The organism is Novipirellula methanifontis (genome assembly GCF_052161655.1).
Classification (GTDB): domain Bacteria; phylum Planctomycetota; class Planctomycetia; order Pirellulales; family Pirellulaceae; genus Novipirellula.
The window spans coordinates 3,416,329-3,436,063 of record NZ_CP197418.1; the positions used below are offsets into that span (position 1 = coordinate 3,416,329).

The following is a 19,735-nucleotide window of genomic DNA, read 5'->3' on the forward strand; positions in this document are numbered from 1 at the left end:
CAGCTTCCAAAAAAGCCTCTGTCTTATCGCTTAAGACAGAGGCTTTATGTTTTCGGTCTCATCAACGCTTTACTAGAAGCTGAGGTCAACCGTTTCTTTGGAAGCTCGTGTTCCCAGTGCGCCCCACACGCCATATTGGCTTTGCAGGCCTACCGCTGGGGAACCTGCTCGGGTGTCAGGCTCTGGAGTTGTTGAGGTCCCGGCATCAATCGATTCAGTGATGAATTTGACCGCTCCGTCGCCCATCAAGACATGGCAACCACCTTGATGGCGACTCGAAGGAGGTGCTACTGCATCGCGTCGATCGTCTTTCTCGGAGCACAGTGCCTTGTTGGGCGCCAAGACGGTGAAGACAGCTGAGTAGACTGGCATTCGATCGGCCCAGCGGTATCCTCGTCCGAAGTTGGCGTTCACGGTCGCAGCGGCTGGCCAGAACTGAGGGCGAGCGGGATCGACTTGATCTTGCCCGTACGAGGGATTTAGCCGGCATTGGTTTTTTTCCGCAGGAGCACCATAGGGATCATTGGTGGGCAACGATGTGCGAGCGTCTTTATCGCCGAGATCGGTCGCCAATTCACCCATAATGATCGTGTTGGCCAAACCATCCAAAATGTCTCTAAATCCGGTTTGGCGACCAGGCATAAACGCACCTCGATACGCAGCGTTAGCCATGGATGCGGTTCCAGTCGTCCCGGAGTACGGATAAGTCGCGCCGCTTGCGAGGGTCGTGATATTGAGATAACTGTCACGGCTGTTGACCGCGGAATCACCTAAGCATGCGCCATAGTTGGTGCGTCCTAGGGCTGGAAGTCCCGTTCCAGGGTCGCTCGGACATCGCAAGGATGGAAGCTCAGTCGCCCACGGGGTATACGCGAGCCGATCAGGTGTCGGTCCCATGGCTGGCCAAATGGCAGGCGTACCGGCGCTGTTGACCAGCGGGTTGCTGATTTGTTCCCAAATCGCCTGCTGTTCCATGAAAGGTGTCAATCCAACCAGAATCGATTGTCGGTAATTGTTGGTTGTATCGACATTGTCCCAGTCGTTATTGCCGAGTGCTGCTTGCGTTCCTCCGCCGTGGATCGGCAGCTTGTCATACGCAGAGTGATAGTTGTGGACAGCCAAGCCAAGTTGCTTGAAGTTGTTGCTACAGCTCATCCGGCGAGCGGCTTCACGTGCTGCCTGGACTGCCGGCAACAGGAGTCCAACAAGGACGCCAATAATGGCGATAACGACGAGGAGTTCGACGAGTGTGAAGCCACTACGTCCTGAATCACGATGGGTCATTCGCATACCTGAAGAAAGAATGTGGAAAGTTGAAAAGCATGTTTTTTAGACGTTACCAAGTGATGTTTTTCTGAGTCACCCATTGATTCTGTCACCGTCTCCACTAGTAAACTCCTCGCCTGTACAAATGTTTTGAGAAACTTTTCGTTTTCTACAAAGATTTGGCAGAGGATTCGACAGAGCCTCAGTGCGAACACTTGCACATCAGAATTTGGTAGAGCGGTTGTCTTGCCACGAGAAAATATCGAGGGGCGAAGTAAAGGAGAAGGGGAGTATCACTTAGATGATTTCCTGGTGAATAGACCGCCAGGATCGGATATGCGACAATCATTAGTAGCCCCAATATCGCCTACGATATGACCGACTGACGCAAAGCAGGGCGATTTAGGACCGAGCGGAAAATGAATGTCACGTTTCAGGTGGGGCCGGTTCCCACCGGACGTCCTTGACGGCTCGATGGAATCGGCCGGTAGGGAGCGGCCCTACGCTCAGCTAATTGCCGCTCGATCCTTCCTCGGACACTGCTGGCTGTACATGTGAAATATCACCCGACTTTTCTGAACCCGCCTAGGTGACTCCGTTGAAACTAATCGAAGCTCAAGTCGATCGTCTTGTCGGACCCACTCATCATTTTGGGGGGCTCGGGGTAGGCAATGTTGCTTCGCAGTCGCACGCGGGCAACGTTTCTAATCCCGCAAACGCGGCGATCCAGGGGCTGGATAAGATGCGGCTGATCGCTGGCTATGGCGTGCCCCAATTCATCCTTCCGCCACAGGTTCGGCCTGATATCCCCTTTTTGAGGCAAGTCGGTTTTCAAATCGACGATGGTGAAGCACTCGGCCAAGTCGCCAGACAAACGCCGAGCGTCCTTTCGGCTGCAATGAGCTGTTCCGCCATGTGGACGGCAAACGCCGCCACGGTCTCGCCCGCGGTCGACAACCGTTTTGGATTTCCATCGATGACGGTGGCGAACCTTGACGCAAGTTTGCATCGAGCGATTGAGGCGGATGCTACGTGGCAAGAAATTCGTAACCTCTTCCCCCAGGCGAACGTGTTGCTGCCGCTTCCGGGGGGAGCCGCCATGCGGGACGAGGGCGCTGCCAACCACATGCGATTTGGCAGTGACCAGAACCAACCCGGAATTCACTTATTCGTCTACGGAGACGGCGATCCCGAACCGAACCAATTCTGGCCTCGCCAATCGTTGCTCGCGTCGCGAGCGATTGCAATCGGCCAGGGGCTCGATCCGGAAAACACCTTTTTTGTGAAACAGCATCCTGATGCGATTGATGCGGGAGCGTTTCATAACGACGTTGTTGCGGCCAGTCATCACGATTTGCTAATTCATCATGAGCGAGCGTTTTATGATCCGGACGGGGTGATCCAGCAGATGGCCAATCGTTACGAACATCTGTTCCGCCGTCCACTTCGACGCATCGTGGTAAGCGAAGGCGAACTGTCGCTTGCCGATTCGGTCAGCACGTATCTGTTCAACAGCCAGTTGATCAGTCCCCACGCCGACGACGAGAAATCGGTGACGCCGGTACTGATCTGTCCCTCGCAAGTGGAACAGCACCCTCAGGCTCGCGGTCTTGTTCATTCGTGGATTGGACAATCCGGGATCGGCGAATCAAAACTGTTCAGCGAAGTGCGTTTCGTCGACCTGAATCAAAGTATGGCTGGTGGCGGTGGGCCGGCGTGTTTACGGCTGCGAATCCCGCTGACGCCGACGGAGTTGAAACAGTGCAACTCGCGTCATCGCTGGACCGAGGAACTTGACGATCGGCTGCGACAGACGATTCGCGACTTCTATCCCACGGCGGTTTCGCTCGCGGATTTGGCTTCGGCCGAATTGATTTCTAAATCGCGGCAAGCCCACGCGGAAATTGCTAAACTATTTCAATAGCACGACTTGCGCCGACGGCACTGCGGTCGTCTTGGTGGAAGTTTGACATTTTCCTTGGAACTTCCCTAACAATCTTTTCTTGGTTTCGTTGTCGCTGATGAAACCCACGTCTTTCTCCTCATCCTATTTCCATCATCATGCCGGATCACTCCCCAAATCAGTGGCCCGCCGAAACCATCAGTGCATTGGTGGATCGATTTGAGCGACCGCTGTTGGCGTACGCGTTGCGGATGCTTGGTGGCGATTGGCAAGAGGCTCAGGACGCGGTGCAGGAAACGTTTCTGCGGTTGTGCCGCGAAGACCGTAAAAAGATTGAAAGTCGCGTCGCAGCTTGGCTGTTTTCCGTTTGCCGTAGCCGAGTCATTGACATGCAAAGAACAAAACACTCGACACCGATTGACGCGTCAAAGATTTCCCTCGCTGACCCTGCACCGGATGTTTCCGAGGTAGCCAGCGACGAGGAAGCTCGCGACCGATTAACCGAAATGGTGGATCAATTGTCACCGCGACAACAGGAAGTATTGCGTTTGCGGATGCAGGCGGGATTGAGTTACCGCGAGATCGCCGAGGTGACCGGATTGACGGTCAGCAACGTTGGCTTCCATCTGCACGAAGCGGTTCGCAACCTCCGCAACTCGCTGGCGATGAGCTAAATGCCCCAAAAAGGTGTCCGACACCTTTTTTCGCAATGCTACCGATCCAAACACAAAAAACTGAGTGCTAATATGTCTGAATCTATCTGGAATGATCCTCGGATCACCGCTTACGTGCTTGACGAGCTGCCGACGGATGAACGAGCGGCTTTCGAAAGCGAAATGCAGTCCTCTGCCGAGCTGGCTGCGGCAGTCGAAGAGGCTCGCGGCGTGACGAGCAAGCTGGACGCGTTGTTCGCATCCGAGTCGACGCCGCCGCTGGACGCCAATCGTCGCGACAAGATCATCGCCGGCGAAAACAATCAAACGTTTGTCACGACCAAACCGAACCGAGCGTGGTACCAGCTCGGAACCGTTGAGTTGGTCGTAACTGCGGCGATCGTGTTGATCATTTGTGCGATCGCGATCCCAGCCAGTATGTCTCCCAAAATCGCGATGAACGGAGACGCCGCGATCGACCCACAAGAGGAACCGACACTCAGCCAAGAAGAATACATGCGAATGGCGACGAGTGGGCAAGAGGAAGACGAGGAGATCGTGGAGCTATCGGCAGATTCGCTGGGCGGCATGGGAGAGTTGACGCCCGATGATGTGGCCGACGCAAGCGGATTTGCTGTTGCGGAGCCTGCCGCGTCAACGGTGTCCCCGATGTCAGCGGCCCCAATGTCAGGAGCACCGATGTCGGATAGTTCGGGATCCGGTCAGTCTCTCGGCCGTGCAAAAGCAAAACTTGATATTGACGCCACTCCGCCACAAGTCGCGCTTCGATCGGTGCTGAACGAATCGACTGCGGACCAAGGGAGTGATGGGGCGGGGCAGGCCGGAGCATCTGGAGCACTAAGCATGTCGGCACCGACAACTGAATCATCACAATCCCCAGGCGAATTGCGAACGGCGTTGGAGTCTAAGCCGGAGGGGTTAGAAAAATCTCGGCGTAGCATGATGACGCGTCGATCCGATGCAGCCGAAGAAGCAAAGGACTCGGATTCTGCGAAGAAGTCCGAAGCAAGCAAATTGCAGTCGGTTGCGCCGGATGCTCCTGCGGCTCCGGCCGGCATGGATCCCTTTGGAGCCGCTAACCCGGATCCCTTTGCGGAAGCGGAGGTCGCACAAACGGAATTTGCCCCAAACGGAATGGCGATGGGCGGATCGCAGAATGAGCTTAGCGATTCTTTGAATAGGAGTAGAAGCAGCGGTAGGGGTATCGGGATGGATAGTAAGGGAATGGAGATGGGCATGTCTGAGAGGCCTTCACCGAGCAGCCGCGAATCTCAATCTGCCAGTCGCAGCGAGGCGATCACGGCAGGGGCAGGAGGTTATGGGCTGCCTAGCGATACAACGACTCTTCATTCGTCCGAGAGCAGATCAACGCGTGAAAGGCCCATTCCTGGTTTGCCAAAAGCCCTCAAGCTGCTTGACGAAGAGGTCCGTAACCCCGAAGGCGCTGGCCCTGGAACCCCGGGAGACCAGTTTGACGTGATCGAGGACAACCCGTTTCGGCGTGTTTCCGAGCATCCGCTAAGCACGTTTTCGGTCGATGTCGATACGGCCAGCTACAGCAAAGTGCGTGACTTCCTTGTTCGTTCAAACCGGCTGCCTCGGCCTGACGCAGTCCGGATCGAAGAGATGATCAACTACTTTGATTACAACTACGAACCGCCTGCCGGCGACGTGGAACATCCCTTCGCCGCTCACGCCGTCGTGACCGAGTGCCCGTGGAACCAGGATCATCGTCTCGCACGGATCGCGTTAAAAGGAAAAGTGATTGGGCAATCCGAGCGTCCTCGCTGCAACTTGGTGTTCCTGCTGGACACCAGCGGCTCGATGAACCAAGCCAACAAATTGCCGCTTGTCCAAGACGGCATGAAAATGTTGCTCGAGCAATTGAACGAGAACGACCGGGTGGCGATCGCAGTCTACGCCGGTTCCGCCGGATTGGTACTCGATTCAACCAAAGTAAAAAACGGCAAGAAAGTTCGCAAAGCTCTGACGCAGCTCTCCGCCGGTGGCAGCACCAATGGCGGTGCAGGAATCGCTTTGGCCTACCAAGTCGCTCGCGACCATTTCATCCAAGACGGCGTCAACCGCGTGATCCTGTGTACCGATGGTGATTTCAACGTTGGCACGACCGGCACCGACGCGTTGGTTCGCATGGTGGAAAAGGAAGCCAAAGGAGGCGTCTTTCTTTCGGTGCTTGGTTTTGGAATGGGCAACCATAACGATTCGATGCTCGAGCAAATCAGCGGCCGAGGCAATGGCAACTATGCCTTCATCGACAATGAAAAGGAAGCTCGCAAGGTGTTGGTTGACCAAACCAACAGCACGCTAGTGACGATTGCCAAAGACGTCAAGTTGCAAGTCGAATTCAATCCAACGCAAGTCGACTCGTATCGCTTGATCGGCTACGAGAACCGAGTGCTGGCCAAAGAAGATTTCAATGACGACAAAAAGGATGCGGGCGAGATTGGGGCGGGGCATAGCGTCACCGCACTGTACGAAATCGTTCCGGCCGGCTCCGAACCGGATGCGGCCAAGCCCAAGGTCGACGACTTGAAGTACCAAGCTAAGGTAAAGCCCAGCAAGGCAGCTCAAAACGACGAGATGTTGACGATCAAATTACGTTACAAGCAGCCTGACGGCGACACCAGCACCTTGGTCGAGTTTCCGGTCGCGGACGAGGGCAACGGTTTTGACAAAGCCGACAAGGAAACCCAATTTGCCGCCGCAGTCGCCGGCTTTGGGATGCAGCTTCGTCGCAGCGAGTACAAAGGAAACTGGACGCTCAGCGACGTGATCCGTGTCGCCCAAGCCAGTAAGGGCGAAGACCGCTTCAAACTGAGGGCCGAATTCATTCAGCTCGCCCAACAGGCCAGCCGATTGATGGGCCAAGAATAAAGCGGCACGGCCCGGTGATACGGCCATTCCGGCCGTTAAGGACCGTCGGAACATTAAGTGACGGTCCTCACTGGTAGCGGAAGTTGTCAAGACTTTCTCGCATCACGCCCCAGGTCGAAACTCTTGACGCGTTCCGCTAAGTCATGGTTTTTCCGACGTTCCTGAGCCAGAGCATCGGGACAGATCAATTTCCAGTTTTCTTTGATCTTGCCCGATAGCCGCCGCGGTAACGGCAACTACAATTTCAAACACTGGCACCCACTCGCTGTGGGGGCAGTGTCACTGAAATGGCTTCCAGTTTGATGGTCAATTACTCGTTACAGTGCAAACGATTCACGGTTGGGCTACTAATTGCGATGGGATGGGGCGCGGACGCCAGCCACGGGGTTGCCCAACGGTATTACCCATCGCACTACTTTCAGCCCGGAAATGCAACGACGCAGACACGACCGCTCTCGTCACAACCCGATCGTTTCCAGCCAGCGGTTCCCCAACCAACGACGATCGACAAAATCGCAGCCGAAGCGGGCAAAGCAAATTTGAATCGCCCCTTTCCACGGCTGCCGGGTGAATTTGAATCTCAGCGAGCTCTCGTGCTTAGCGTTAGCGATTGGCAAGCCCATCACGCAGCGACCCTGCAACAGATTGTCGAAAAAACCGCGGGTCACACAAACCTATTGATACTGTGTAATCACCCCGAGCAACTTGTCGAAGCGGTCGATTGGATTGCCAGTGGGAATGTTGCGACGGGCCACGTCTATTTTTGCGAAATCGATCTCGACACGATTTGGATGCGAGACTTTGGCCCGTTGTTGGCCGAAGCAGAACAGGGCACCGAAGCAATCGACTTCTTTTACGAAGGCTCACGTCCCAAAGACGATGCGTTGCCGATCGTATGGGCCAATCGCACCGGATCAAAATTGGTTTCGGTGCCGTGGACGATCCAAGGCGGCAACTTGCTAAGCAATGGCCGACGCGTCGCATTGACCACGCATCGCATCTTTGAAGACAATCGAATCTCGTTCCCCAAACCTTGGCCCGGATTAGACCCCGAGGTGGAACGCCGCAAAATGGTGATCGACGAGTTCACGAAACATTGCAATTTGACGGAATTGATCGTGCTCGAGTCGTTGCAAAACGAAGCGACGGGGCATGTCGACATGTTCGCCACATTTTTGGCGCCCGACCAAGTGGTGGTCGCACGCGTGGATCCTCGATTTGATCCCATCAACGCTGCGATCCTGGAACGAAACGCCGCGAGGCTAGAACGCGTGGTTGTGGAAGAACGGCCGATGCAGGTGATTCGAGTTGACATTCCGCCACGGCAAGGAACGTCGTGGAGCGCGTACACGAACGTCATTCTGGCGAACGACTTAGTGTTGATCCCGACCTTTGACAGCGATCCACCCGAGATGGTCGCTGCAGCACAAGCCACCTATGCCCGGCTGCTTCCGAAGCACGCAATCAAGACAGTCGACATGAGCAGTTTGAAGGAATTGCAGGGCGAATTGCACTGTTTGTCGATGAATTTGCCCGCCTTTGCTCCCGTTCCTGATAACGTGATCGACTTTGCCAAAGCGGATCAGTATCGACGTCGCGTCATCCAATCACAGCAGAATTAACGAACGGATACGCCAAAAACGTCCTAGCACGTTGCTGATTTCCCTGGTTCGCGCATAGCAATCGCCGAAAGTGACTTTCGGCGATTGAGCAAGTCGATCGATTGATTCTGAAAGTCGCCTTTCGCTCCGCGAAAGTTGCGTTTTCTGAGCGTACTTTCGCGGAGCGAAAGGCGACTTTAATAAATTCACAGCCAGGTAGCGAAACTCTTGGCGAGTTTCGCTACCGCGATAGATGTCGTCCAAACCTGTTAGCGAAGATTGTCTTCTTTGCTGGCGACTTCGAGTTCGGGGATGACTCCCATGTAACTCATCAAGTCACCAATTTCTTTCAGACTCAATTCGTCCAGCAATCCGCTCGGCATCACGCTGCTTGTGCTCGGCAGAATTTGATCCACTTGAGACTCTTCGACACTGGCGATTCGATTGTTGCTGTCACGCACCAACAATGTGCCGTCGCTCTGCGTGGTCACCAATCCGACAAGGACCTTGCCGTCCAATGTCAACACTTTTTTGCTGGCGTATTGGTCGCTCACGATGTGAGCGGGATACAGGATCGATTCCAAGATTTCTCGCTTGGTAAATCGTCGAGCAATCGAAGTCAAATCGGGGCCGATTGCTTTACCAGTCTGACCTTGACGATGACATTGATCACATCGGCTCTTCACAAACATTTCGCGACCGTGATTCGAATCACCGTAACGGCCTGTATCGCTTTCCAAATAAGTGATTAGCTGATCGAGGTCCCAGCGTGAATCGTCAGCGTTTGGCAACACGGCTTCAGGACGATCCGGATAGGTTTTCGCAAACCATTTTTGCCAAGGTGCCATCGACATCTTCGCACCTTCGGGACGTTGCATCCCGGTCCAATGTTCAAGCAACTGCTCAACACCTTCGAAACCTTGCTCATTTTCTTGAGCACGAACGCCGAGCAAGATCAGTTGGCGAATTGCCATTGGATCATCCGTGGCAATCGCAACCGACTTGAGTGCCGACAGCACGTCGCCCGATGTTTGATCGTCGAGAATGTTCAAACTGCGGACCAAATAATCCCAGTTCTCGCCCTCGGGATCTTGTGCAAGTGCCATCGCAACAAGGCTGCGTCGGTCGGGTTCGCTACGCCAAACTGCTCGCAGATAGTCACCCGCACTCTTGTCTTTGCAGGTGGCCAACATTGCGGTGATGCCCGTGCGTAATCGTCGCTCGACATCTCCGTGTTGAGGTTCTTCGACCAGTTTTCGATCAAGTTCGATTAACTTGGCTGCGGTTTCTTTGTCAATTGGCCGCGGCAACTTGAAGATTGCAGCCAGGGCGGCATTTCGCCACACGCTGCCTTGGTCCAAAATCGCTTCCACATCGTCGTCCGAAAGCGATTGAGCGAAATCTCTGGTGACGTTCGCCAAGTACATCGACAACGATCCGGCAGTCGATTGACCCGCTGCGTTCTCGTAGAACTTCAAAATTCGGAAGCGTTGCTCGGCGTCCCATTCCTTCGACAAAAACTGCAAACACATTGCGACCAGCGAGCGGTCTTCGCTCGGTGCATCGGATTCGATGAAGGTCAGGGCACGATCAGCCACTTGTTCTGCATTGAGATAGGCCGCCAGCCGAATCAGCGAATGATTCATGCGATTGTCGCCAGCAGGGAATTCTTCGGCAATTTGATCTCGGAACGCAGTCACCTTCGATGGTGGCACTTTACCACGATGCAATGCGACTTCGGCGAGACGCAGTGCATCCGCGAAATCGGCGTCACTTAAAAAGCCTGTCATCATTTCGCTAATCCGCGCCAACACCTCGATTGCGTTTGCTTCGGTTGGGTCCGCATTGATCAATGCCAACATACCTAACACCGAAATACGCGTGTCGTCGCTTTTGAGCACTTCGTCACGCCACAGGTTCAGGTGCGTACGTTCGAGCACCCGACGTGCGGTGAAGGCCAATGTGCGATCATCGGAAGCGAGTAGTTCGAAAATCGGGTCAACCGTTTCGGGCATCTTGCCGCTACGCAGCATTGCCTCGCAAACCGCTCGTTGAACGTGTGGATCTTGATCGCTAAGCATTTCGCTCAGCCGCGGTCCTGTTTTGGAACTTGGATGCATTCCCATTACGGCGGCAGCACGTGCACGCACGGCTTCGTTGGGCGAACGACTCAGTTCCATGATCAATTCTTCGTTAGGAACCGGTCCGAACAATTCCATCAGATCGAGTGCACGCACGCGATAGTGCGGCGGGTTGTCATCGCTGTAGGCAACGCCGGCAACAAGTTGTCCCCATTCGCTGCCGAGTTCGCGTTTGATCGACGCAATTTCTTGACGTGCCCAAGCCGATCCGATTTGAGGTTGGCGTACGGCGGCGGCAATTCCACTGCCTAAGTTCTTCATCCGTTCAGGAATCTCGCCTTTGTAAACGACACGATAGACACCGCCGGAGGTACCTCGGCCACCTGTGCTGAAATACAATCCGCCATCAGGTCCAACATCAAGGTCGGTGACGTTAAGCGGTTGGCCTTTGAGAAAGACTTCGCTATCGGCGATGTAGCCGGAGCCGCGTTTCTTGAGCCGTACGTTCAAGATTCGGCCTTCGGACCAATCCGCCAGGAACAGTGTGTTTTGGTAGCGGACCGGGTACATGTAATGTTCGTAGCTGATCGCGCCAGTCGGGCTTCCGCGACCGGTGTCCAACAAATTTGGCAGACGGTCCACGAAGTGTTCTGGCCACTTTGCCCATCCGGTGCGCCATCCAAATTCGGCACCCTCGGTGACATCAAACAGCGCGGTTGGACGATACCAAGCGGTACCGATGTCAGCTTCCATATCCGAATCGTGGACGAACATGCCGCCCGCGGAATGGAAGGCCAAGTCGTAGACGTTACGAGTGCCGCCAGCGACGCGTTCAACGATCGAACCTTCGATATTGGTACGAATGATCGTTCCGCCTGGTGCCTTGACTCCTACCGCATGACCGCTGGGGTCTTCATAGCGTGGCAGGATGTCGCCTTCGTAGCTGTCGTTGTAAGTTTCGCCTGGACCTGTTTTGCCCATCGCATGCGTGTGGCTTCCCAGCGTCACATAAATCATTCCATCAGGGCCAAGTTGCAACCCGTGGGCGCCGTGCTCTCCGACAGGACCTTTAAATTTGACAATGGCGCGTACTTTTTCTAGCGATCCGTTACGGTCTGCATCGGTCAATCGATACAACGCATGGCCGTCGGGACCATCGCCAGTCACAAACACTTCGCCATTGAGTGCCAAGATTCCTTGGCATGATTTGACTTTGTCACAATATGTACGCACGAACTCGGGAACACCGTCTTCATCACGATCAAAGACAAGCAGCAGTGGCCCGTTTTCCTGAGAAACGATGATGTGTCCAAACTCGTTGAACGTCATGGCGATGACCGAGCCGACTTGCTCGTCATCGAGGACGCGTTGAACGCCGAAGCCACGTTGAATCTGAAAACGTTCGCGTTGATCGGTCTGCTCGGCAACTTTGACATTTTCGTCCTGGTCCCATGGCACGGTATCGCCAAGTTCACCAAACGATGATGCACTTCCCCAAAGTCGGTCGTTGTGCAAGACCGTTTCCCAAGTGGCAACTTCTTCGGTGCTAGTTCGCCATGAAGGATCGCTGCTGAATGTGTACCATTTGTCAGTGCCGTCGGGCAAAACGGAGACGCGAGCTGCCAGGGCGGCTTTGTCACCGTGAGTATTCACTACGCGGATCGCGACAATATTCCGGCCCACTTCCAAGTGATCGGTGATGTCGTATTCGTCGATTTGACGTGACGATTGGCCGGTGCCGATTTTGCGACCGTTGACGTACAGTTCGTACTCGTCGTCGGCTGCAATCTCGATCTGTCCTTTGGCGGGGACTTTCAGGTTCAAGGGCTTGCGAAACAAGCACGTTGCACCCTCTTTGATGGGGGTGTCGATTGTGGTGTTGTCAGCCCAAATCCATTGAGCCTCCGCTGCCGATAGCGTCGCACCAGCGCTGGAGGATACCAGCACCACAAATAGGGTCGTTGCAATCCGTAAAGAACAAGATCGCGCGAACGATTTGGAGTAGCCTTCCATGGCAATTCGTTATCTCGGGAGGGGATCGGTTGGGTTCAGACCATGCAGGTCGTTTTGGAGGTTAGGTAGGATTCGCAGACAAAGCAATAGAGAAAAATTTCCCCCCAAAGTGAGTCAACCGGTTCCCTACGCGTCTGCTTTCTCTTCAGCGGCCTTCTCTTCGGCAGCACTGGGTCTTAGATAGCGAGGCACCAAAGCGAATGGATCGGTGAACATCGATTGGCGTGCGGCACGAAGGGCGACGAGACCGACGCCAAATGCATCGACTGCGGTACGCGGTTGTAAGCGAGCGGCGTACTTTGCAAAGGGTTTGCTATCGCCCGCGATACTTACTTGCGATTCATCCGCAGATGTAAGCAATTCGGCCCAAACGTCTCCGCTGACGATGTCGACCGACGATGGGCAGGGAGTCCACGTGGAGGGAATCGCGGTCAAATCGGGCAGGATTTCGCCGTGACTAAACTGTCCGGTGAAAACTTGTCCTCGATAGGCGTCCAAACCAACCCGCAATACTTCCAAATTGGGCGTTTCGGAAAATACCACGGCCGCGACCGACGCAAGCGAATCGACAGCGACAAGCGGCAATTGCAGGGCATAACTCAACATCTTTGCCGCGGTCACGCCGATGCGAAGGCCAGTAAAGGATCCTGGCCCGGCGGCAACCGAGACAAAATCAATCGTTTTTTTTTCAGCCCGGCTCCACGCCAACATTTCGTCGAGAACCGGACCGATCGCTGCAGCAGTGCGTATTTGCTCACCTATTTGGCGTTGCATCAGCACATCTTCGCCGCTCATCAGTACAGCCGAACCGGACCGCCCCGTGGTTTCGATGGCCAATTGAATCGGCAATTCACGAGAAATTCCGGCTGTCATGATCGTTTTGTGTTACAGAAACGGGGGAGCGTGGGCAAATAACGGCAGCGAAATGCCCGCAGGCAAATCCTTGCAATTCCGCTGCATTGCCTATGATCCCCACAATGTAACTCATTCGGTAGACTTGATAATGCCGGACGGGGTTGCTTCGAAGCGAGGAAATCTTGTCAGAAGCAAAATACTTGGGATTGCCGAAAAAAAACGCATTAAACTACACTTCGGGCTTGGCATTCCCATGTTACGTTTTGCACAAAGGGGCGAGTGCGAAACGGTGAATCAAAACATCTCCGCTTTGAGATCTTAGAGTCGCGTCGTTTCGTCCCCGTCAACCGTTTTCCCTGTTCCATTGCTCTCCACCTCCGAGTCTTTTAGTGAAACGCGCGCTGATCAGTGACATTCACGGCAACCTTGAAGCACTGAATGCAGTGTTGGCCGACATTAAGACGGTTGGTGTCGATGAGATCTTTTGTCTTGGCGACATCATCGGTTATGGTCCGAATCCATGCGAATGCCTGGACTTGGTCATGAAGAGTTGTCTTGCCACGATCTTGGGCAACCACGACCAAGCCGCGTTGTTTGATCCCGAGGGTTTCAACCCGATGGCTCTTCAAGCGATTTACTGGACACGTGACCAGTTAGACAATGGCCCAGGATCGGCTCAGCAGGTCAACACTCGATGGGACTTTCTTGGTGAGTTGCCTCGTCAGTTGGACCGCGACGAATATCGCTTTGTTCATGGTTCGCCTCGCGATCCCACCAACGAATACGTCTTTCCCGAAGACATTTTCAACCAGCGAAAAATGGAAATGTTGTTCGCAAAGCTTGAGCATGTTTGCTTCATGGGACACACCCATTTGCCTGGTGTGTTTACCACCGAGTGCGAGTTTGTTTCCCCAGCGGAATGCGACTACGTCTACCATTTAGGGACGCATAAAGCGATGATTAACGTTGGTAGCGTCGGTCAACCGCGTGACGAAGACAATCGAGCTTGCTACGCAATTCTTGATACCGATGCGAAAACGGTCACCTATCGACGCGTCGAATATGATTTCAACGTGACGGCGAACAAGATTTACGCGATCCCGGAATTGTCCGATGCTTTGGGCGATCGAATCAAGCACGGACGATAGCGAGCGTTCTAGGTGACGCGAGAACGGATTTGGCGTTAAGATTACGATGATTCTTTTCAGGACAGATCGTTCGCTGGATCGTTTTTCCGTTTTTAACCTGAGTTTTTAAATTGACCCGGACCGCCATTCTTAGTGATATCCACGGCAACCTCGCTGCCTTGCGAGCAGTACTCGCCGATGTTGAGTCCAATGATGTGGATCGCATCGTGTGTCTTGGCGACGTCGTCGGTTACGGTCCTCAGCCATGTGCATGCCTAGATCAAGCGATCGAGTTTGACTTTTGCGTGCTCGGCAACCACGACAGCAGTGCGTTGTTTGACCCCGAAGGCTTCAACGTCGCCGCGGAACAGGCAATCTTTTGGACCCGCGCCCAACTGGAATGTGGCCGAGACGGGCCCGAAGCGAGTCGACGGCGGATGGAATTCCTGTGCAAATTGCCTCGCACCGTGCGCGAAGGAGGGGTGTTGTTCGTTCACGGTTCGCCTCGCAGTCCTACGAACGAGTACGTCTTCCCGGAAGACACTCAGAATGGCAAAAAGATGGAAAAGCTGTTTTCCATGATCCCGCATCTTTGTTTCCAAGGTCACACGCACGTACCGGGGATTTTTACCCCCGATTTGCGATTCGTTCGACCAATGGAATTGGCTGGTGGTTACAGCGTTGCCGATAAAACGCAGCGGTTGATGATCAACGTCGGCAGCGTCGGGCAACCACGAGACGGTGATTCGCGAAGCTGTTATGTATTGTACGACGAAGAAGTAATCGAATTCCGCCGCGTAGAATACGACATCGAAGAAACGGTCAAAGAGATCGAAGCGGAACCGGAACTCGATAACTTTCTCGGTTATCGTTTACGCGAAGGCCGCTAGGAATCGGGCTGATACAACGCAGTTTTAAGCAGTTAGGCAGAAGTCTTTCAGCAAATTGGCCGTTTTGGCGCTAGCCCCGGTTCCGGCGCTGAACCGGGGCTATCGCCCAAACGGCTAACGGGATTTCACCCAATGTTTCCTGCCTAATTGCTTACTTACGATAACTGAGTAGCGTTTGCATCATCTCTTCGGCACTGACGCGAGACAGCTTTGCGATGTCCTCGCGATCGGTATTGTCGCCGAACTCGTAGGTCACTGCGGCGACATTCAGCACGCGATCGACCCAGGCCTTGGATGTCGTTCGCTTGGAATTGTGCGTTTTGTCGAGGTTCACCGAATAAGAGGGCAACCGCTGGTCAAACCGGTTCAACCAGGTCGCGGTGAAATTTTTGGGGAACATGTTGTCGACGTCTTGAGTGAGATAAAAAACGTCTTCGTAAGTGGAGTGAAAATCCAGTACGAGATACAGCGAGTTGTGGCCACGACTCTTCAGGTCCAGTAATTCTTTTCGCAGCACCCGCGTTTCGGGCTGGCGAAATGGCCCCCAATCGCGGTTCAAATCGACGCTGTTCGCATTGCACCGCCATCGTCCTTGATCCACCCCATCAGGGTTCGCGTTGGGCACGACGACGACGTGAAACGAGCGACGAAACCGTTCCGCCAACTCTGTTTTTGTCGCGATCGCTTCAGCAAACCGCATCAGCCCAATCGCGCCGGTGGTTTCCGGCGGATGAAGTCGCCCCATGATGAAGACATAACCGGGTGACTCCGCTTTCGCGTCACCAATGACCAGCTTGGAAATCGGACGCCCTTCGACACTGCTGCCACACACAGAGCGGGTCACGTAGGGCAGCGTCGCCAATTTCTCGGACCATCGCTCGGTATCTTCGTTTGAAATGAGTTCTTGTGCCGAGACCCATAATATCTCGGGACCGACATCCATCTGCAACACGAGTTCGGCTCCGCTAGGGTGCACCGAAGAAACCAAGTGCTGGCCATCTCGCCAAACGATTCCGTCATTGCTGATACGGGGCGTGTATCGATGAGTCCCGCCTTCGTAACGCAGATGCATCTTGATGTTACGCGTCTCGCTCGAGCGAACGCGGAACGCGTACCACGCGCTGTTGTTAATCGGCTTGCGTTCCGGACGAACGACCAACTCATACTGGTTCGGCGTGATCTCGAAACATTCGTTGAGTCGACCTCCACAAAAATCGCTATCGATTTGAATGGATTGGTCCAGTGACTGAAACGTGGTCGTGGCGATCGAGGGATCGAGAGGATGCAGCGAGGCAGAGACAGTCGATTTTGGCGTTACTTCGACGCCCGTGGCTGGCACCGTATCGACAAAAAGTAGTAGATAGAGAGATAGTGAACCGAGAGGAATTGCTAATAGACCGGTAACGTGCAAACGGCGAAAACCAGTAGGACCGTGCATAGCAAATTCTCCGGGAGGCGGTTCCTTAGTACTTACAACTCTTTCAGATCAATTACCCATTGGGACTGAGAACTCGAACGAACGGCATCTAAACAGGGGATTCCAGCGAATTATCGAGACTTTAATCGGATTGTGACGGTCCTAAGCAGGTCAAAATGAGTCATTCCAAATAATGATCTGAGCCGACGGCGCTAGCCGCGGGCATGTTTCCCGCAATATTGACGTTCACCGCTTTCAGTAAACTGGCCGTTCTTACGCTAGCCCCGGTTTCGGCGCTAGCGTCCAAACGCAACGCTGTGAAGTATTTAGAGACGGCAAATTACGGCATTTGCGTTCCGTCGCTACGCTCGCCAGAGCGTGGATGGTTGCCGGCCAATACGAATCACCACCTTCTGACGAACGTAGCTACGAGAAAATGCTTCACAGTGTTGGCCCAAACGGCTAACGGGATTTCCCCCAATGATTCCTGCCTACCTGCTTCCAATCGTATCTATGTTCGACGTTATTATAATTCAACAAAACCTTATGTGTTTTTATATTATTCGAACCGGTAACCCACGCCATATACCGTTTGAATGATTTGCGGATGTTTGGGATCCGCTTCAATTCGCTTTCGCAACTGGCTGATGGTTTGATCGAGCGTTCGCGTATTGAGCGGGTGTGTCTCTTGCCACGCCACTCGAAAAAGCTCATCGCGGTCGACCACTTCGCCAGGCTTACTCGCCAGCAGTTGCAAGATCCGCAGCTCACGAACGGTCAATTCGATTGCCTCGTCATCCCGCATCGCACGCATTTTCTTTGGCATCACACGGAGTGTTCCCATCTTGAAATCATGCTCAGGAAGCGAAACGTGATCCGCTGCGATCTCGAAGCCACGAATACTTCGGCGAGCGATCGCGCGAATGCGAGCGACGACTTCTTTGGCGCCAAAAGGTTTTGCGATGTAGTCATCTGCACCTAGTTCGAGCCCCACAACTTTGTCAATTTCTTCGGCCTTGGCGGTGATGAACAAGATAGGCATCGTCGGATCGACGCTCCGGAAATGGCGACAAAGGTCATAGCCACTTAGCCCAGGCATCATCACGTCCAAGCACGCGAATTGAGGTCGATCGCGATCGAACAAACATTTGGCCTGATGCCCATCGGCAGCTTCCGCCACCGAGTGCCCCTCCGCTCTCAAAATTTCGGCGAGTGCAGCTCGGGTATGAGGATCATCTTCGGCGATCAATATTTTGAGTTGCATGAGACTGTTGTTTGGTGTTTCCCTTGGTGATTCGCCCGAGCTCGGGTTCGAAAGCCTGTTCTAATTATCGACTGCGATTCTCAGCTCAAAATGAGTTCCGACGTCGGAGTGTCGAATGATTAATCGCCCGCCATGTCGCTCGGCAGCGATTTTTGCGATGGCTAGGCCGATGCCGGTCCCGCTCGGGGCGTTGATCGAATCGTCCAAACGAAAGAAAGGGCGAAAGATTTTGCGGTGATACCGCCGCGGAATTCCAGGGCCGCGGTCCGCAACCTCGATCACGAGTTCGTTCGCATCGAGCTTTGACGCGACACGAACAAACTTTCCATCGGCCGCATACTTTTCGACATTGCTGAGCAAATTAACTAGCACCATTTCTAATATGTCCGGATCGACATTGAGCATTACATCCAAATTCGCATCACGCTCGACTTTGATACCTAATTCTTCGAAACGGGGCGTGAATTGTGCCAAAGTATTGTCGATCACGGCATCAACATCGGTCGGTTTCCGCGACGGCGCGCGAACATTGTGTTCATCACGCACCATCTCTAAAACTCCGGAAACCAAGCGTCCTAGTCGCCGACTTTCGCTGTCGATCACACTCAGTCGTCGCCCGATCGAATTGCCCAGTTCGCTCATGGGCATCTTTTCGAGATCCGATTCGGCGAGTTCAGCGTAGAGACGGATATTGGTTAGCGGGGTTCGCAGTTCGTGCGAGACTTGCCCTGCAAAACTGACTCGATTTCGCGCAGCATGCATTTGTCGCTGGACACTTGTCATTACATATGCCCCGAGTGCTAACAACATCACGCCCAATCCCGTGATCGATAGGATCGTCGCGAGCGAATCGGAACGCGGCACTAATGGGGTCGCGTTGTTGTACTGAAGTTTCCAATTAGACAACGGCGAAGATAGCGACACCGTTGCGATCGGGTCGTCTGTCGTTTCTAGATCGTCGCCCCAGCGATAAACGATCTGGCCCGCCTCATCCACGAGCGATGTGCAGCTTGCTGAGACGGCGGGTTCGATCGAATCGATGGAGGCAGCTGATTCCAATACGGTCAACGTTGGATTATCAGGAAGTTCCCCGATGAGCTCCGAAACCCAACGAGCACGCTCCAGCAGAACGCCAATTGAATCACCGTTACTCTTCAATAACCAGAGGATCAATTGGCTGCCTTCGTCCATGTACCACACCTGCCACCGAATGATCGTCGCGACCGGTTTTTCAGCGGACTTAGATGAACGCGAATTCGCTACTGATTGTTTTTTCGTGAGTGAGGCTTTGCTGGCCTGCGACCCGTTTTCCTTGATCTCGATATCGGGGTTACTTGCGATAATCGCTGGAAGTGCAGCGTAGAGCGCAATCGACTCGGGATCGTCCGCAACTGGTTTGGGCGGATAAACGATCACGCCTTTCGCATTGGCAAAGAAGCATTGGCGAACCGCTGGGTCATGCCGAGTGACCTCTTCTAAGTGGCCGATCACATTGCCGGGACGTTCGAGCTTTTCTGTGATCCGCCGCGCTTGACCTGACAGCACTTCTGAGAGCGAGTGGTCGATCTCAACCAATCGCGATTCGAGCACTGACGTCAATTGCTGCTGAGCGGTTTCACGTTGCCGCCGCAGCAGTGATGACGTTCCCCAGCCCAGCAGCACCAGCGGCGCAGCGACAAGAACAAGCAGGGCAATCAGTAGCCGATGAGTCATGGGGAGAGGAGCAGTGAGGAGTTGGGAGTGAGGAGT

General features: G+C 54.0%; 12 protein-coding genes. 6 read left to right on the forward strand and 6 right to left on the reverse strand.

Features of this window, described 5'->3' with window-relative positions; genetic code table 11:
- Positions 1–72 precede the first annotated feature (72 nt).
- Entirely contained in the window at positions 73–1,284 is a 1,212-nt protein-coding gene (locus tag SH528x_RS12210) for a DUF1559 family PulG-like putative transporter (RefSeq protein ID WP_442510799.1), read from the reverse strand.
- A gap of 580 nt (positions 1,285–1,864) precedes the next feature.
- Here SH528x_RS12210 and SH528x_RS12215 point away from each other — a divergent pair.
- The 4 genes from SH528x_RS12215 to SH528x_RS12230 all read left to right on the forward strand — a co-directional run bounded on the left by SH528x_RS12215 (position 1,865) and on the right by SH528x_RS12230 (position 8,360).
- The gene (locus SH528x_RS12215) at positions 1,865–3,190 is read left to right on the forward strand and encodes an N-succinylarginine dihydrolase (RefSeq protein WP_442510800.1); all 1,326 of its coding nucleotides are present in this window, start codon (positions 1,865–1,867) and stop codon (positions 3,188–3,190) included.
- Between the two features lie 137 nt (positions 3,191–3,327).
- Positions 3,328–3,843, forward strand: a complete 516-nt coding sequence (locus SH528x_RS12220) for an RNA polymerase sigma factor (RefSeq protein WP_442510801.1) — start codon at positions 3,328–3,330, stop codon at positions 3,841–3,843.
- A gap of 72 nt (positions 3,844–3,915) precedes the next feature.
- Positions 3,916–6,738: a YfbK domain-containing protein gene (locus SH528x_RS12225; protein WP_442510802.1), complete on the forward strand. Its 2,823-nt coding sequence runs from the start codon at positions 3,916–3,918 to the stop codon at positions 6,736–6,738.
- A gap of 287 nt (positions 6,739–7,025) precedes the next feature.
- Positions 7,026–8,360, forward strand: a complete 1,335-nt coding sequence (locus SH528x_RS12230; protein ID WP_442510803.1) for an agmatine deiminase family protein — start codon at positions 7,026–7,028, stop codon at positions 8,358–8,360.
- A 248-nt stretch (positions 8,361–8,608) separates the two neighbouring features.
- Here the strand turns inward: SH528x_RS12230 and SH528x_RS12235 are convergent, their stop codons facing one another.
- Both SH528x_RS12235 and tsaB read right to left on the reverse strand, forming a co-directional pair.
- Positions 8,609–12,433, reverse strand: a complete 3,825-nt coding sequence (locus SH528x_RS12235) for a HEAT repeat domain-containing protein (protein WP_442510804.1) — start codon at positions 12,431–12,433, stop codon at positions 8,609–8,611.
- A gap of 126 nt (positions 12,434–12,559) precedes the next feature.
- Positions 12,560–13,306, reverse strand: coding sequence for a tRNA (adenosine(37)-N6)-threonylcarbamoyltransferase complex dimerization subunit type 1 TsaB (gene tsaB / locus SH528x_RS12240; RefSeq protein ID WP_442510805.1), 747 nt, complete (start codon positions 13,304–13,306; stop codon positions 12,560–12,562).
- Between the two features lie 371 nt (positions 13,307–13,677).
- On the opposite strand from tsaB, the gene SH528x_RS12245 reads away from it, so the two are divergent.
- Together SH528x_RS12245 and SH528x_RS12250 are read left to right on the forward strand one after the other, a co-directional pair.
- Complete coding sequence (locus tag SH528x_RS12245; RefSeq protein WP_442510806.1) at positions 13,678–14,436, forward strand: metallophosphoesterase family protein; 759 nt, start codon at positions 13,678–13,680, stop codon at positions 14,434–14,436.
- Positions 14,437–14,546: 110 nt separating this feature from the next.
- Positions 14,547–15,305: a metallophosphoesterase family protein gene (locus tag SH528x_RS12250; RefSeq protein WP_442510807.1), complete on the forward strand. Its 759-nt coding sequence runs from the start codon at positions 14,547–14,549 to the stop codon at positions 15,303–15,305.
- Positions 15,306–15,456: 151 nt separating this feature from the next.
- Here SH528x_RS12250 and SH528x_RS12255 read toward each other — a convergent pair whose 3' ends face one another.
- The 3 genes from SH528x_RS12255 to SH528x_RS12265 all read right to left on the reverse strand — a co-directional run bounded on the left by SH528x_RS12255 (position 15,457) and on the right by SH528x_RS12265 (position 19,699).
- The gene (locus tag SH528x_RS12255; protein ID WP_442510808.1) at positions 15,457–16,743 is read right to left on the reverse strand and encodes a M14 family metallopeptidase; all 1,287 of its coding nucleotides are present in this window, start codon (positions 16,741–16,743) and stop codon (positions 15,457–15,459) included.
- Positions 16,744–17,281: 538 nt separating this feature from the next.
- Complete coding sequence (locus SH528x_RS12260; protein WP_442510809.1) at positions 17,282–17,986, reverse strand: response regulator transcription factor; 705 nt, start codon at positions 17,984–17,986, stop codon at positions 17,282–17,284.
- A gap of 60 nt (positions 17,987–18,046) precedes the next feature.
- On the reverse strand, positions 18,047–19,699 hold the full coding sequence (locus SH528x_RS12265; protein ID WP_442510810.1) for a sensor histidine kinase: 1,653 nt from the start codon (positions 19,697–19,699) through the stop codon (positions 18,047–18,049).
- Between the last annotated feature and the right edge of the window lie 36 nt (positions 19,700–19,735).